Below are 16,857 nucleotides of genomic sequence, written 5' to 3' on the forward strand. Positions count from 1 at the left end.
GCGTAGTGGAAAACCACCAACATTTTCATTTTGTGAAGCTCCTAAAAAATTCGCGCGTCAAAAGGTTATAGGTTGCATCCTCAGAATTTTTTTGATATACTAAAGATTAGATAGAGTCACTCGGCTATATACATGATTTTTTATTCAACCAAGTATAATATAGCAGTCGAAGCAAAGGCCACGGAGATTACTAAACGCTATTTGTGAAGCATTTTTGTAGGAAAAACTAACTCTGAGATGACTTTTGACTTTTATTTTCGGCGTAGCGGTATACGAGCAGTTAGTTTATAGTGAAAGGTAATATAATCTACTCTACACATAATTATTAATAGATTTGGAGAGGAATCTCGGTGACTAAAACCCATTCATCCGATGCCACTCCTAAATATAGGTGGCAACAGAATATAAAAGATAAATTTGATATGAATAGATGGAAATTAGATTTCCTAAAACCTTTGATAGCAAGTATAACTTTGCTAACTCTAACTATTGGATGTATACCAACTGAAGACTTCCAAAACAAAATATCTTCCACCTCAGAAAAAAATCCGATTTTAATTAATAATTGTGATTTAACTTCAAACAAAAAACATAACCCCCAAATTTCTCTAGTCTCTCAAAATGCCAATTCTACTCAATGTGCTTCTATCGATCCTTTTAGTCAAGCAGTAAGGTTTGCGATCAAAGCTGCCAATTTAGCTCAATCTGCTAGAACTAAACAACAGTGGGATAGAGTAGCACAAGAGTGGGTACAAGCAGTAGCTTGGATGCAAGCGGTACCGCCAGGAAACCCCAGACGTGCTTTTGCCGAAAGAAAAGTTACTGAGTATATGAGAAACCTAGCATACTCTCAACAACAAGCTGCTTCTGCTCCCTCTCAGTTTAATCCTATTTCTTTCAATAGTGATATTCTCGATACCCAATTAGAACTTTATCTGTCTTACGTTGCAACTGTTGGTACGCCCGATGTATTAATTGTCGGGAGTTCCCGTGCTTTATATGGAGTCGATCCTAAACAACTACAACAATATTTAGCTACTAAAGGTTATCCTCGGTTAAACATATTTAACTTCGCTATCAATGGTGCTACTGCTCAAGTAGTTGATTTTCAACTGCGGCAACTTTTGAGCTATGAGCAACTGCCAAAATTAATTATTTGGGCAGATGGAGTGAGAGCATTTAATAGTGGGCGAGTTGATCGAACTTATAATTCAATTGTTGCTTCTGAGGGAAAAAGACTACTACTTTCTGGCATTCGCCCCCAGTTACCTCGCGCTCAGTCTAACTTTGCTTCTACCTGTTATCAATTTCCTCAACCCTATAATGTATTTTCACCCACTCCCAACTTTCCGTGGGAGACATCGGTAGGGGAGACAATAGAGGTTAACTATAGCACTATTAAACCAACTAACTATAGAAAATATTCCTATAAATCCATAAGACAAACTTCCTCAAACTCAACCGCCTCTGAAGAATACTTGACTCAACCTGTAGAAACAGTAGCGATCGCTAATCCTGCTGATGCTATTGACGCTAATGGGTTTCTGCCAGTAGATGAGCAGTTTAACCCTTCCTATTATTATCGCAGAAAACCTTATGTGGCAGGACTTTACGATGGCGACTATGCTCGTTTTTATCTTGGAGGTACTCAGGCAACAGCTTTAAATTCTATTGTCAACTTTACTAAATCTCGAAATATTCCTTTAGTTTTTGTTAATTTACCTCTATCTGATAGTTATTTAGACTCAGTACGTTGGTCTGCTGAACAAGAATTTAATCAATGGATGCAACGTCGGGCCAGGGAAAATGGCTTTACATTTCTGAATTTTAATTTATATCAACCTCAACTAGCCAAAAATGAATATTTCTTTGACCCCAGTCATCTTAACCGTTATGGAGCAGTTGCTGTAGCTCGTTATATTGCTGCTAGTGCTGGAATCTCTTGGCCACGCTAAAAAATCAAAATTTAAAATTTAAAATTTAAAATTTAAAATTCAGAAGTTGAATGTATGGTCCATTTGTGGCCTGCTCCCCCTAAAATTTAGTCATAGTAGGGGCGGGTTTGTTTTTCAAATTCAATGATATAGCGCTAGGGAACAGGGAACAGGGAACAGGGAAAAGTAGACTATCAAAGGGTTTTAGGATTTATAACTGTTCTAACCTTAGCCGAAAACCCAGACAAAGCCAGATTTTTCCTTGCGCTAGGGAATAGGGAACAGGGAACAGGGAACAGGGAACAGGGAAAAGTAGACTATCAAAGGGTTTTAGGATTTATAACTGTTCTAACCTTAGCCGAAAACCCAGACAAAGCCAGATTTTTCCCTCTGCCTTCTGCCCTCTGCCTTTTGCTATATAAAAAAGTTCTTGTTTATTGTTGCACTTTAGCCATCTTAGAGATATAATACGCCATTTCCAAGAATTTACCCTTGCTTCTTCCCATTTGTTGCACTACTTCCTAGAAATAAGTGGGCGATCGCACTGAATTGATATGTTTATCGCAGAAATAACGTAAGTGCTAGCACAGATTTTACCTACTGATTTTGCAGTTGCTCAGAGCTATACTAGGAAGCTCTAATGATAACTATTCAAAGGAACATGATATTAATTATCAAAAAGTTCTTGTTTCTTGTTACACTTTAGCCCTCTTAGAGATATCACCCAGTATTTACGAGAATTTACGCTCGCTTCTTCCAATCTGTTGCACTACTTCCTAGAAATAAGTGAACGATCGCACTGAATTGATATGTTTATCGCAGAAATAACGTAAGTGCTAGCACCAATTTCATCTGCTCTTTTTTCAGATTTTTTTTCGTTCAACCCAACGTCTGTGTTGGGTTGAGGAACGAAACCCTCAAGTTTTCCCGGCTAGAACAATACTACAAAACGATTTCGATTATAACTTAATGCTTCAATCTTACGACTGGTTTTTCTGTTGCCTTTGAGATGACTTTGGTACTTAGCTTTACGCTTGTTATATAATTGATTGACGCTTGAGAGTGGCTTCCCATTAATCAGCAGTGGTTTGACACCAGGCTTATTTGTAGATAGAGCTACTAATCTATCAATCCCTAAGTCAATCCCGGCTACATATCTTGAATTTATTTGTGGCTGATTCGTTTTTTCATACACAACTTCAATTATATAGCAGGCAGTCGCAGGTACTATCCTCACTTCGATTACAGTATCCACAACTACAGGTATGCATGATTTCACTCATTGATAAGTGACAAATACCCTCTTTTAGAGGGCCTTTATAGACTGATTCCTTTGAGTATATAACTACATTTCTACCTTTGGTTTTATCCTTATATTTGGGTATTTTGGGCTTACCCAAAAACTTACAGGGATGTTTTGACCATTCTTTGATTGCCTGAAAATAACTACGCCAAGTGGCCACCAAGCATTTGATTGTTTGTTTTGAGACCTTGGTTGGTAACGCTCTATAGGCATCACTATTTTTGATGCTGTGGTATAGATCGGTTAAATCCAGACTATGACCAGTACAGAAAAAATGCTGACGACAGTAATAATTAGCTTGCGTTATACAAGTTTTTTGACTTAAAGGCTAACTCATCACACCAAGTCCAATACTGATGTGTTCGGTTAATAATATGTCTGTCAACAAGTCGCATTCACCTGAATTATTTTATTTCTTTTGTTACCTATTTCAGGTTACAACACTTTTCTATAAATAGCAACTACTTTATACAATTTTCATTCAACAGTTAATCACCTCTGAAATTGCTTCCTATCGTCGCAATGACAAATTTTTAACCAGATTCTATAGCTAAGAAAGAGTTGGTTAGGATATAGACTGATGATGAACCTTAGACCAGGAAATATTTTTCCGACTGTTCCCTGTTCCCTGTTCCCTGCTATATATCAAACCTTTGTGAGGATATTTCATAGAATGTCCCGACAAAGGTTAATATGTAAATTGATAATTTTCTGAGTATTGTAATTATGACTCAATCAAATGATAGTGGAACAGTCGAACAGATTGTCAATACAGTAATGGGGGTAAAAACTGAAGATACAAATCAGTCTCTAGAAAGACAAATAGTTTCTACAAAAGAGCTTGATTTAAAAGCACTTTCTATTTATAAATTAGGAACTATTGTGCAAATAGGAATAATTCTTCTAGCTTTTTGGGGAATGGAAAAATTGGTAATTTTAGTTGAGAATTACTCTGCTTTTCCGACTTGGTTAAGCACAGTATTTGCCGGATTATTTTTCACATTATTGAGTATTCGTTCACGAATTTTTTCTCCATTAGACAATACCCGTACTAGCAAAACTTATGATAGTATTGTCAGACCAAAATGGGCACCTCCACCTTTAGCTTTTCCCATAGTTTGGATGACAATTGCAGTTTTACGAGTCATCTCTTCTCTATTAATTTGGCAGCAGATGAACCAACAATTTTTAGTGCTTCCTTTGATAGCTTTTGCAGTACATCTTGCTTTAGGAGATACTTGGAATACTATCTTTACTGTAGAACAGAGGTTAGGTGCTGCGGTTCCTGTTGTTATTTTTGGTCCTTGGTTATCTGCGTTAATAGTTACTATATTTTACTGGCAAATTAATCCCATAGCTGGAATAATTTTAGCTCCTTCTTGTGTGTGGTTAACTGTAGCTGTTGTATTAGTATTTAGGATTTGGCAATTGAACGGAAAAGAGCCATTATATCCACTAAAATTAACAGTTAGCTAAAATAAAGGTAAGCATTCAGCCGTCAGCTAACAGCTATCAGCTATTATTTTTGGTATAGGTTTAAAGCTATATTAATTGACCTAGAATAAAATCTTAGTACAAAAGTTGTTAAAATCTATATTCATCTAAAACTACCTCCCATTATTAAAAAGCTGAAAGCTGACTGCTAATAGCTGAATACTTACAAATAAAGTATTGTAGGGATTTGGTCTGCAAATCCTTACTTATACAAAGTTTCTTATAATTAATTAACTAAACTTTATAGAAATTATTTAATTTTTACTAAACCAGGGTCTATTTTTAATTGATTATGGATTTGAAAGCTATAATTAAGTTATACTTATAATTTTTTGCTGTCCTAAACTTTGTTTCATTTCCTGATAGATAATAAATATATAGCGTTTCCCAGAGTCTAATGGTACATCTATATTTTATTCTATTCCCTATTCCCTATTCTCTATTCCCTGTTCCCTGTTCCCTGTTCCCTAAAACCTAGAATTTTCTAGCTCACGCTTTTTGGGAATTGCTATACCACTATGGATTAAAGTTTGGAAATTGGTACAAGCTGAAAAGCTATTGTCATCAACTTTTGACTTTGACATAAGTTATAAGTGCTTTTCCTTAGCAACATATATTTCTCTCTAATGAAGACCAAAAACTATAACAAAGTGGATAATTATTTATCCAAACAATATCTACCAGTATGGCTAACTATAATTATTGGTACTTTATTATCTGGTATTGGGTTTGCTACAATCAAAAATTTGGAATCCCAAAAAATTTCCATAGAATTTCAATCTTTAGCATTAGATAGAGTACATCAGCTCGAATATACAATAAAAGAAGAAATTATTGATGTATTATTATCACTTAAAAGTTTTTATCAAAGTTCACAAGAAGTTAATCGAGAAGAATTTAAACAATTTGTTTCATATTTTTTAGATAAGATGCCAAGTATTCAAGCATTAGAATGGGTTCCTTATGTTCCTGCTAATGAAAGAGAAAAATATGAATTAAAGGCGCAAAAAGATGGTTATTCTAATTTTAAATTTACCCAACGTAATGAAGTAGGAAAAATAATTCGATCTAGGCTCAAAGCTGAGTATTTTCCAGTATATTTTGTTGAACCATATCAAGGTAATGAAAAAGCTTTAGGATTTGACTTAGCTTCTAATCTTAATCGTCTAGCAGCTTTAAAAAAGGCTCGCGATAGTGGAGAGGCGATCGCTACTTCTAAGATTCAATTAGTACAAAAAACAGAAAATACTGATGGTTTCTTGATTTTTCAAGCCATATATCAAAAACAATCAATTAATAATTCAATTGCCGATTTCCGTAAAAATTTACAAGGATTTGTTGTTGGAGTATTTAGTATTAAAGAATTATTTGAAAAGTCTTTAGATGAATTTTCTACTCAAGAGGATGAATTTGACATTTATATTTACGATAGTTCAGCTAGTACATAATCAGAAAAGTTTCTCTATTTTAACTCATCTAAAAAAGGGGGGAATTACTCAAATAATATTACGGCAGCAGATGCTTTAGCCAAATTAAAACTGGCTGGTAATGATTCAGGCATAAATTTTATAAAAACAGTTAAAGTAGGTGGGAGAAAATGGTTGTTTTTATTAATCCCAAATCAGGAATATATCAAAAATAAAGAAAGTTGGGATAGTTGGTTATTTTTATCATTAGGCTTATTCTTAACAGCAGGGATTAGTAGTTATATAAATACTAATATTAACCAGACTAAAAAAATCAAAAAATTAGTTACAGAACGCACTCAGGAGTTATGTAAAACAAATCAAGAATTAGAAAAAGCACGAGATGATGCCTTAGCAGCTACCCGGGCAAAAAGTTATTTTCTCGCAACTATGAGCCATGAGATTAGGACTCCCATGAATGGCGTAATTGGCATGACAAGTTTATTATTAAATACTCAACTATCTGCTCAACAAAAAGATTTTGTAGAAACCATTAGAACAAGTGGTGATTCCCTATTAACAATTATCAATGATATCTTGGATTTTAGCAAGATAGATTCTGGCAAACTAGAGTTAGAATACCAACCAGTATTGATTAGTAATTGTATAGAAGAAGTCTTAGATTTGTTATCTCCTGTAGCTCATAAAAAAGGTTTAGAAATTGCTTATTATATAAGTCCAGTCACGCCGAAAACCGTGATTACAGATATGACAAGACTGAGACAAATTTTAACCAATCTTTTAAGTAATGCAATTAAATTCACTGATTTTGGTGAAGTGATTTTAAATGTTAATACTAAAGATATTTATCCACAAAATAATCAATTAGAAAATGCTGAAAAATGTGATTTAGGTTATGAAATAGAATTTTCTGTTCGGGATACAGGTATTGGTATTGCCAAAGATAAACAAGAAATTTTATTCCAGTCTTTTAGTCAAATAGATTCTTCTACCACTCGCAAATATGGAGGTACAGGTTTAGGTTTAGTTATTAGTAAACGCCTCAGTGAAATGATGGGAGGCAAAATGTGGCTAGATAGCGAGTTAGGAAAAGGTTCAACATTTTATTTTACAATTAAAGCTAAAGTTGCACCTACCATCACGAATATTAATTTAATTCCAGGACAAGTTAAATTTGATGATAAGCAAGTTTTAATTGTGGATGATAATGCCACTAACCGCAAAATTTTACATCTCCAAACTCAATCTTGGGGAATCCAACCTAATTCAGTAGCATCAGCTTCCGAAGCTTTACAATTATTACAGCAAGAAAATCCATTTTCTCTAGCTATTTTAGATTTAAAAATGCCAGAAATAGATGGGTTAGAGTTAGCTAAAGAAATTTGTCAACTTAGGCAATGTCAAGATTTACCATTAATATTACTTAGCTCAAGTAATCTAGCATTAACATCAGATTTACTATCACAAATAAATTTGGCAGCAACATTACAAAAGCCAATCAAACCATCTCAACTTTATCAAGTATTATTGAGTATTTTTCAGGAACGACCCATTGAATTAACCAAAAAAGTGCCGAATGATAAAACTACAGAAATTCCTGAATTAGCAGAGGAATTACCTTTACGAATTTTATTAGCAGAAGATAATAGGGTTAACCAAAAAGTAGCCATAAATATTTTAAAAAAATTAGGTTATTTAGCAGATGTTGCTGCCAATGGTTTAGAAGTGTTAAATGCTTTGAAACTTCAGAAATATGATATTATTTTGATGGATATGCAAATGCCAGAAATGGATGGTTTAGCAGCAACAATGAAAATTAATGAACAATTTTTACCAGCAGAAATACCTTATATTATTGCAGTAACTGCGAATGCCATGGAAAGGGATAAGCAGTTATGTTTTGATGCTGGAATGAATGATTATTTAAGTAAACCTATCCGGATTAAAGAGTTGATTGAAATATTACGAAAATATCAGGCTAAAATTCAAGATAACTATCTCTAATAGACATCTTCAGAAAAGAGTTAGCACGGAGCAAGGAGCAGGGAGCAGGGAGAAATAATTGACGATTTCTGTGGCATAATTGATTTGATTTTTTATTATTGGAGATGTCTAATACAACAACAAATAATGAATATTCAGCAAGCAAAGAATTTGTTCAGCTAGGGAGAATCAGAGAAGGCGATCGCTCTATAAATACCTGATGAATATTCCAGAAAAAATCCTGATTTAAAAATTGACTCAAGAAGTAGGAAAATAATATATCTCTCACACAAGTATAAACAATGAATATTCAGCAAGCAAAGCATTTTTTTTGTTTAGGAAAAATTTTCGTAAAAAGGGGATAATGGAATAAATTAATTGCTTTGTAGTAAAAAGCAATAAGTTAACTCACTACTGGAAAAAAGTAAAACAGTCTTTGGCAGAAGCAGAAAATCAAGTTCAAGAGATTAGATGCGTAAATCAACTGAACTTGATATAAAATTTAAGATATGGAAACTTCCACAATTTATCAAGCGCCAAGATTAGAGTTAAAAAAATCAGGGTAGGTTCGGCGGGAATAACCTTAGTAATTAACTATCTACCTAGTCGCCGGAACTCACCATGCACAAATATCCTCCCCCAAAACTCTCTATTATTTTCAAGATTTAATATGGAAACTCCCACAATTTATTTACCATCAAGATTAGAGTTAAAAATCAATTTAACAGACGAACAATTTTGGCAACTTTGTCAAGAAAATGATGACTTAAGATTTGAAAAAAGTGCCACAGGAGAACTAATTATTATGTCGCCCACAGGTGGAAATACAGGAAAACGCAATGTCAAAATAACTACCCAATTAGATATCTGGAATTCTCAAAATAACCTAGGAGAAGTATTTGACTCCAACACAGGTTTTATCTTGCCAAATGGTTCACAACGTGCCCCCGATGCTTCTTGGCTCAGTCGAGAAAAATGGGATACTTTAACATTAGAAGAACAAGATAAATTTTTACCTTTATGTCCTGATTTTGTAGTAGAATTAATGTCTCCTAGAGATACTCTAGAAAAAACCAGAACTAAGATGAGAGAGTATATAGAAAATGGGGCAAAATTAGGCTGGTTGATTAATCGAAAAAAACGACAACTAGAGATTTATCGACCAGAGCAGGGTGTAGAAATATTGGAAAATCCTCAGAGAGTATCAGGAGAAAATATATTACCAGGATTTGTTTTGGATTTAACATTAATTTGGTAATATAAATCTATATAATCAACTTTTATTCATGTCATAGCCAGGTAAGTTTTCCTAAGGTAAAGCCCTAATAAAAACAGTAATTCTAGTCGCAACAATCTTAGGAAAATTTTCACAAAAAAGGTAGAGATGACACAAGGAACTGCAACAATTTATTCCTGAACTAGAAAATCCCAAAATTATCAACAGCAAAAATGAATATTAAACAAGCAAAGAATTTTTTCAGCTTAGGAAAAGTTTTCGAAAAAAAGGGAGAATGGGAGGAAGCGATCGCTGCTTATCAAAAAGCAATTAAATTAGCTCCCGACTTGGAAGAGGTAAAACAGTATTTGGCAGATGCAGAAAATAAGTTACAAGAAAAAAAAGTTAATGGTCAAAATCAGGAAGAAATTAGTGAGAAGTTAACAACTGTTGTACAACAGCAGTGGGAGTCGGGAAATAATACCGATATTAACAGAATAGAAGTAGATTCAAACTCTGCAGAAGATTACCATTTAGAAGGTGATACTTTAGTAGAAAAGGGAGAAAAAGAAGAGGCAATAAAGGTTGATAAAAAAGCTGTTAAAATGCAGCCGGAATTATGGGAAGTGCATCATAAATTAGGTAATTTGTTACAAGACAAAGAGGAGTTAGAAGCAGCGGTTGATGCTTATAATAAATCAATAGAGTTCAAACCTGATTTTTCTTGGTCTTATAATAATTTAGGGGATGTTTTAGTTAAATTAGAAAGATGGGAAGAAGCGATTAGTGCTTATCATCAGGCTGTTGAGTTGAATCCTGATTTTCCTTGGAGCCATTATAATTTAGGAGATATGTTAGTTAAATTAGAGAGGTGGGATGGGGCAGTCAGTGCTTATCGTTCTGCTATACAGCTAAATTCTAACTTACCTCTTATTGAGGAGAAGTTAGCAAACTCACTAGGCCAACAAGCAAGAATAACTCAAGAACTTGCATTTAACTATTATCTAAAAGCTATTCAAAAACATCCAGAAAATATAGAACTATATTATAGAGCTTTGGAAATTAAGCAAGATGTGAATTTGTGTTTCGACTTAGCTAGCATTTTGGCTCAACAAGCTAAATTTGATGAAGCAATAATTATCTACCAAAGTATCATAGAAATTGATTCTAGTAGTTATGAAGCTTATTTGCAACTAGGAAATTGCCTAACAAAGCAAAATAAGTTTGATATTGCTATTAGTATGTATAAAAAAGCTCTAGAATTAAACAAACAATTATATTGTTTGTTAGCCAAAATAGAAGAAGTAAATTCAACTCTAACACAGTGGGATGTCAAATTAACAACAGTATATAAGTTGGCTATAAAATACAACCCTAATTGTTTCAAGTATTATTATGAAATTGGAGATATCTTTATTAAAGATGAAGAGTTAGATGAAGGGATTTACTGGTATCGTGAAGCACTTAAAATAAAACCTCTTAGTTGGGAAACATATCAAAAATTAGGTGATATTTTTTGCGAAAAAATAAATCATAAAGATGCTATTATAATGTATAAGTCTGCATTGCAAATACAACCAGAATCAGTTGATATATATAAAAAATTAAAACAAGTTATTGAAGATAATTATGATATTACTAATAATTCAAAGTATTATATAAAAGCTTATCAAGATGCAATCAAAAGATTTTCCGATAGTTCCGAAATTTATTGGGTACTGGCTCAAGAATTAGATCGACAAAATAATATTGACTTAAGTCTAAGTTATTATAATCATGCTATTAGCATAGAGCCAAAATGTTTTTTATTTAATTATAGTATGGGAAATGCTCTAATGAAAAAAATGGAATGGGGGGAAGTTGATATTCCAAGTAAACAATATCTCTGTGAAAAAGCAATTAAAGTATATAAAAATGCTATTGACATCAACCCAAATTACAACAAAACTTACCAAAAACTGGGAAATGCTCTGACTAAACAAAGTCGCTTTGAAGAAGCAATCACAGTTTACAAGAGCTTAATTGAAATTTCTCCAGACTATTTCATTGCCTATCATCAGCTAGGAAATTTACTAATGAAACAAGGAAAATTTCAAGAAGCAATAGAAAATTACCGTTACGTTATTACACTCAACCCCAAATTTCATGGAGTGTACAATCTACTCGGAGAAGCATTACAACAAGAAGGTCAATTAACCGAGGCAATTGCTTGTTATAAAAAAGCAATTCAACTGAGACCTGATATTGGTATAGGTGTATATAAAAAACTTGCTGAAGCTTTAGCTCAAAAAAAAGTGAATTAGTTTAATCTAGTTAAAATGTTTTTGGAGGAAGCAAAAACAATACTCTACTTTAGCTAATGAAAAAATATAGCTGTTAATAGGCTAAAATTAATAATTATTATATTTGTCAGGAGTGAAAAAACCATGAATCTATCTGAGATCCAACAAAGACTTTCTAGTAAAATCTTGATATTTCCCCATATTCCCAAAACAGCAGGAACTACCCTACGTTCTGTGATTTTAAGTCAGTATTCTAAAGAAAAAGTATACTTGCTTAAAGTTAGCCAAACTCCTCTTGAAGCAGCCCAAAAGATATCTGAGGACGATCGGAAAAGAGTTCATTGCTATATAGGACATATGCCATATGGTCTTCATCAATATTTATCTGAACCAGCCATTTATATAACTCTTATTCGAGAACCAGTTGATCGAATTATTTCCATGTATTATTTTATTCGTGAAGAACCAGCTCATCGACTACACCATGAACTGTTGTCTAAAGATATGAGCTTAGAAGATTTTGTACTGTCTAAAAATTGCCCTAGAAATGAACAGGTAAAGAAAATAGCGGGCTCAATGGCAGGAAGTGCAAAAGAAATTATGGATTTGGCTTATCAAAATATTTCTAATCAATTTTTAGCAGTAGGAACACAAGACAATTTTGATGATTTTTTACAGGTTTTACAAAATATTTTGGGGTGGAAAAATAAATCATATACAAAACAGAAAGTAACTCAAAATAGAAAGAATAAAGGAGAAGTATCTCCAGAGTTAATTGAGATTATCAAAGAAAGAAATGGAATGGATATTGCGTTTTACAATAATTTAAAAAATAAGTTTACTCTCAAAAATTTTGATGATATTGTATCTAGAACTACCAATAAATTAATGAACAATGAATGGTAATTAATGAGCTGATTTGAAATTAATAATACTTTTAATTTTGAGTAAATCTAGTTTGTTATTTATAAGTATAAATTATGAGTATTCCTAAAATAGTGAGGAAATTAGAACTATTCCTGACTCGGGTGTTTTCTATTGCTAAAGGTCTAATAAGAGATTTGTTGTCGGTTCTCATAGCCTACCCCAACTCCGGTTTAACCTTTTCCCTACTACCTATTATTAATTCCTTACCACTACCAAATTATGATCAAAATTCTTCATATCATTCGTCAAGCTTCTGTTGGAGGAGCTTTCCGTTCCCTAATAGCTACGGCAAAATATTTATCACTCTTTTCAGATTATAAGCAACGTATTGTTTCTCTACTTTCTGCCGATCCAGTTGCTATTAAAATAGGGGCAGAAGCTGGTATAAATGTAATAACTCTGCTAAGTCGCGAGGCAATTATACAGGAAATTGGCAATGCAGATATAGTACATTTGCATTTTTGGAATACCCCAGAAATCTATGAGTTTATACGCTCTGGACTTCCACCAATGCGACTACTAATCAAGTTCAATGTAGCTGGATGTTATCCACCACAAATTATTACTAAGGAGTTAATTGATTATGCTGATTTTGCTCTCACTACAAGTCCCTATGCTCACGAAAGTCCGGTTTTTCAACAATTGCCAGAGAAAATTAGATTAGAAAAAACTGGGATGATATATGGAGCAACAGATTTTGCGCGACTTGCTAATTTTTCTCCTAAACCACACGATACTTTTAATGTTGGCTACATCGGTACAGTAGGATTCGTGAAAATGCACCCTAATTATGTGTCAATGAGTGCAGCAATTAATATTCCAAATATTAAGTTTATTATTTGTGGTAAAGGAGATGCTTATCCAAAATTCAAGACAGAGGTGGAAACTTTACAAGTAAAAGAAAGATTTGAGTTTCAAGGCTATGTTGAAGATATTCGTTCTGTAATTGAAGTAATGGATGTTTTTGGTTATCCTCTTTGCGAGGAAAACTATTCCACTGTTGAGCTAGTATTACAGGAAGTTATGTATGCAGGAGTACCAGCAGTTATTTTTCCCTATGGTGGAGCTAGTCGAACAGTAGTTCATAATTATACGGGTCTGATTGTCAAGAGTGAGTTAGAGTACAAGCAGGCAATTGAATATTTATACCATCACCCGGAAGAACGGCAAAGGCTGGGGGAAAATGCTCGAAAATACGCAGAGCAGATATTTGGAGGAGAAAATGCAGCTAAGGCAACACATAAACTTTATCAAAAGTTAATGCAATCGCCAAAGGGTAAAAAGAAGTGGGGTAAAAAAGCGAATCAATCCCAGAAACTATATGCTTCAGACTTGTTTATTCAGTCTATAGGTAATACAGAACCTCAATTCTTAGTGAGTATGACTTCACAAGATATTCAAGAACTTTTAGATGCAGATCAAAAAATTGCCGAATCATCTCCATTACTCTACAGTAAGGGTGCAGGTGGCATCTTTCACTATAGTTCTTATTATAAGAAAAATGGGTATTTAAGGTTATGGTCAGGGTTAGTGCTACAACAACAAGGAAAACATTCAGAAGCGATGGCTGAATTTGCTGAGGCTAAGGAACTTGGAACTCACTGGCGTACATCTTGGTATTCAGCAAAATCTGCTTTGGAGTTAGGTAAACTAGATTTAGCAGAAGAAGCATTAACAAAAGTTCTAGAAGCAGAGCCTGATTTTACTGAAGCACAGGAAAAATTAAGGTCTTTAGGGAAAGAAACTAATATTCACACTCAAAAACAACACTCAGTTATAACCCCAGCAAAATCACAAACTAAGCAAGTTGTTTCAGAAGTTACCAACACAAACTTATTTTTGATTGCTAGCAAAAGCGAGGAAACTCTGACACAAGCTAGTCTACCAGAAAAAAGTGGTATGACAATTTTTGCTATGCCTAAACCATTTAAAGAACACATTGGGGTGATTCAAACAAATGCAATTAAAAGCTGGACTTTGCTCAAACCAAAACCAGAGATTATTATTTTTGGAGAAGAGGAAGGTACAGAAGATATTGTTAAAGAATTAGGTGTACGTCATGTGCCTAATGTTGAACACAACGAGTACGGAACACCTTTACTCAGTGATATGTTTGCTCAAGCTCATAAACTAGCAAGCCACGATCTTTTGACATATGTTAATTCTGACATCATGCTTGTTAGTGATTTTATTCCTAGTGTCAAGTATGTGTCTACGTTGCTAGAAGAATTCTTGATTATAGGAAGAAGGTGGAATACAAACATCACTACTCTTATAGACTTTAATCAACAAAATTGGGAAAATGAATTAAGGAGATTAGTAAATAAGGAAGCTGTATTTAATACAGCCTATGGTATGGATTATTTTACATACCCTAGACATTTATTTGCTCAGTTGCCTGAATTTGCAATTGGACGTGCGGCCTGGGATACCTGGATGGTTTACAATGCTCTAATAGAGAAGTATCCTGTAGTTGATGCCAGTGAAGCAATTATGTGTGTCCATCAAAACCATGACTATGCCCATTTGCCAAAAGGTCAGTTTAGTGCATTTCATGGCACAGAAGCTCAGAGAAACCGAGAGCGAGGTGGATATCCTCTTTCGTGTCGAACATCTGATGCCACCTGGTGTCTGAAATTCCAGCAGTCCGATCGTACTCCTAGAGTTAGTGTTGTTATTCCTGCGTGTAATAGACCTTTATATACTCAAAAAGCTATCGAAAGTGTTCTCAGGCAGACATATACCTCTTACGAAATTATTGTTGTTAATAATGGACCAAAAGATATGGTTCGTCCTGCTTTAGAGCCTTACCAGAATAAAATTCAATATGTTTATCTTGAAGGTCAGCAACCAGAAATATTAGCTGCACTCAATCATGGTATTAACCTAGCACAAGGTGAATTTATAACATTTTTACATCCTGATAGTTATTTTCTACCTGAGAGATTAGCATTACAGGTTAACTGCTTTGACAAAGGTGCATCTTCAATAGACTTTGTTCATAGTGGTTGGCAAATTGTTAACTCTAGTGGAGAAATTACTTTAACAGTAAAACCTTGGTATGATTTACCAGAGTTAGACTGGCATATTTGGAAACTATGGAAAATTTATAAATATGCTCCGACAAAGGCAATGATGTTTCGTAGCTATCAGGTTAAGCTTTTGGGAGGTTTCAACACTCATCTCAAAGAAGATATTGCAGATGTAGATTTTGTGATTCGCATGGGTATTAAATTCAGCGAAACCGCTTGGTTACGCCAACCAACATATTGTTTCCGTTTGGAGGAGGGAATGGTAGCCAGTACCCCACCAAAGTTTATTGAACATTTTGAGTTGGTTTTGGATAACTATTTTTCTTTACCTGAAGTACCTGACTGGATGGGTATTCTGGAAAGTAGAGCTAGATACAATACTTGGGTGTGGGCTGCATGGTCTATGTATCACCACAAAAACCTAACTCAAATGGCTAATTATCTGGAGCGAGCTTTTAACTATACTCCTTATTCTACTGAGCAAACTGTTTCAGACTGGGTTGATAGTTTTATGAGATTTGCTTCTGAATATGGTTACACTATTGATGCCGATCGATTAACGAAAATACCTGAATGGGAGCAAGTGATTGAGAAAGTTTTAACTGAAACAGTTAAAAATAGCGTTGTTGTATAAATATCTTCTTTAATATCAAATCCGGTAGTATCGGTAGTAGAAACCGGGGAAAGTATTAAATGCCCTAGAATACTAACATCTACCTCCCACAAACCCGGTTTCTTACAGCGGTTTTCATATGAATAAACCACAATGATACTGACTCTTCACTCCTAACTCTTGACTCCTGACTCCTAACTCCTAACTCCTGACTCCTAACTCCTAACAATGAATTTAGTGGTCTACTCAACTGAAAAGCGCTGTAATTTCCTATTCCCTATTCCCTCTTTTCTGGAGAGGTCTAATAATTATCTAGTTTTGTTAGTCATACTGGAGAGAAAATTCAATTTTAGAGCTTGGCGTATTGCTTGTTTCCATTCAATAGAGCTAGTTATAGAGTAAGTATCTAGGATTTCGCCTTTTCCCAAAGAAAACTTCTTAAAATTTTCAATCCAATTTAAAATTACTCTTATACCTACATCTGATGTATAGTTTAATGATTCCTGTAAATATGCTTTCATTTCTGTGAAATGACCTGAATTATAAGCAGACCAAGCAATCCACAATAATGTATGATAACGAATTTCTTCTTCTATTTGGCGGATTTTTTCTGGGATATCAGGTCTAGCAAGAAAATTTTCTAGTA

9 protein-coding genes and 1 pseudogene are annotated in these 16,857 nt (G+C 34.0%); 8 read left to right on the forward strand and 2 right to left on the reverse strand.

Annotation, left to right across the window (positions count from 1 at the left end):
• The first annotated feature begins 350 nt into the window (after positions 1 to 350).
• Entirely contained in the window at positions 351 to 1,955 is a 1,605-nt protein-coding gene (locus F6K40_RS30945; RefSeq protein ID WP_293141522.1) for an SGNH/GDSL hydrolase family protein, read from the forward strand.
• Between the two features lie 910 nt (positions 1,956 to 2,865).
• Here F6K40_RS30945 and F6K40_RS30950 read toward each other — a convergent pair.
• Positions 2,866 to 3,213, reverse strand: coding sequence for a transposase (locus tag F6K40_RS30950; RefSeq protein ID WP_293141524.1), 348 nt, complete (start codon positions 3,211 to 3,213; stop codon positions 2,866 to 2,868).
• A gap of 750 nt (positions 3,214 to 3,963) precedes the next feature.
• Here F6K40_RS30950 and F6K40_RS30955 point away from each other — a divergent pair.
• From F6K40_RS30955 to F6K40_RS30985, 7 genes are all read left to right on the forward strand, one after another.
• The gene (locus F6K40_RS30955; protein ID WP_293141525.1) at positions 3,964 to 4,713 is read left to right on the forward strand and encodes a TspO/MBR family protein; all 750 of its coding nucleotides are present in this window, start codon (positions 3,964 to 3,966) and stop codon (positions 4,711 to 4,713) included.
• Positions 4,714 to 5,357: 644 nt separating this feature from the next.
• Positions 5,358 to 6,179, forward strand: a complete 822-nt coding sequence (locus tag F6K40_RS30960; RefSeq protein WP_293141527.1) for a CHASE domain-containing protein — start codon at positions 5,358 to 5,360, stop codon at positions 6,177 to 6,179.
• Between the two features lie 153 nt (positions 6,180 to 6,332).
• Entirely contained in the window at positions 6,333 to 8,162 is a 1,830-nt protein-coding gene (locus tag F6K40_RS30965) for a response regulator (RefSeq protein WP_293141529.1), read from the forward strand.
• Positions 8,163 to 8,811: 649 nt separating this feature from the next.
• Entirely contained in the window at positions 8,812 to 9,399 is a 588-nt protein-coding gene (locus tag F6K40_RS30970) for a Uma2 family endonuclease (protein ID WP_293141531.1), read from the forward strand.
• A gap of 191 nt (positions 9,400 to 9,590) precedes the next feature.
• Complete coding sequence (locus F6K40_RS30975) at positions 9,591 to 11,660, forward strand: tetratricopeptide repeat protein (RefSeq protein WP_293141533.1); 2,070 nt, start codon at positions 9,591 to 9,593, stop codon at positions 11,658 to 11,660.
• Between the two features lie 123 nt (positions 11,661 to 11,783).
• Positions 11,784 to 12,545: a sulfotransferase family 2 domain-containing protein gene (locus F6K40_RS30980; protein WP_293141535.1), complete on the forward strand. Its 762-nt coding sequence runs from the start codon at positions 11,784 to 11,786 to the stop codon at positions 12,543 to 12,545.
• A 240-nt stretch (positions 12,546 to 12,785) separates the two neighbouring features.
• A complete protein-coding gene (locus F6K40_RS30985; RefSeq protein ID WP_293141537.1) occupies positions 12,786 to 16,232 on the forward strand; it encodes a glycosyltransferase in 3,447 nt (1,148 codons plus the stop codon).
• A 287-nt stretch (positions 16,233 to 16,519) separates the two neighbouring features.
• On the opposite strand, the pseudogene F6K40_RS30990 reads toward F6K40_RS30985, so the two are convergent.
• Positions 16,520 to 16,857 (reverse strand): annotated as a pseudogene (locus F6K40_RS30990) (hypothetical protein); the annotation flags it as partial.

Origin of the sequence: Okeania sp. SIO3I5, from assembly GCF_010672085.1 — a bacterium.
In the GTDB taxonomy this organism is placed as follows: Bacteria; Cyanobacteriota; Cyanobacteriia; order Cyanobacteriales; family Microcoleaceae; genus Trichodesmium.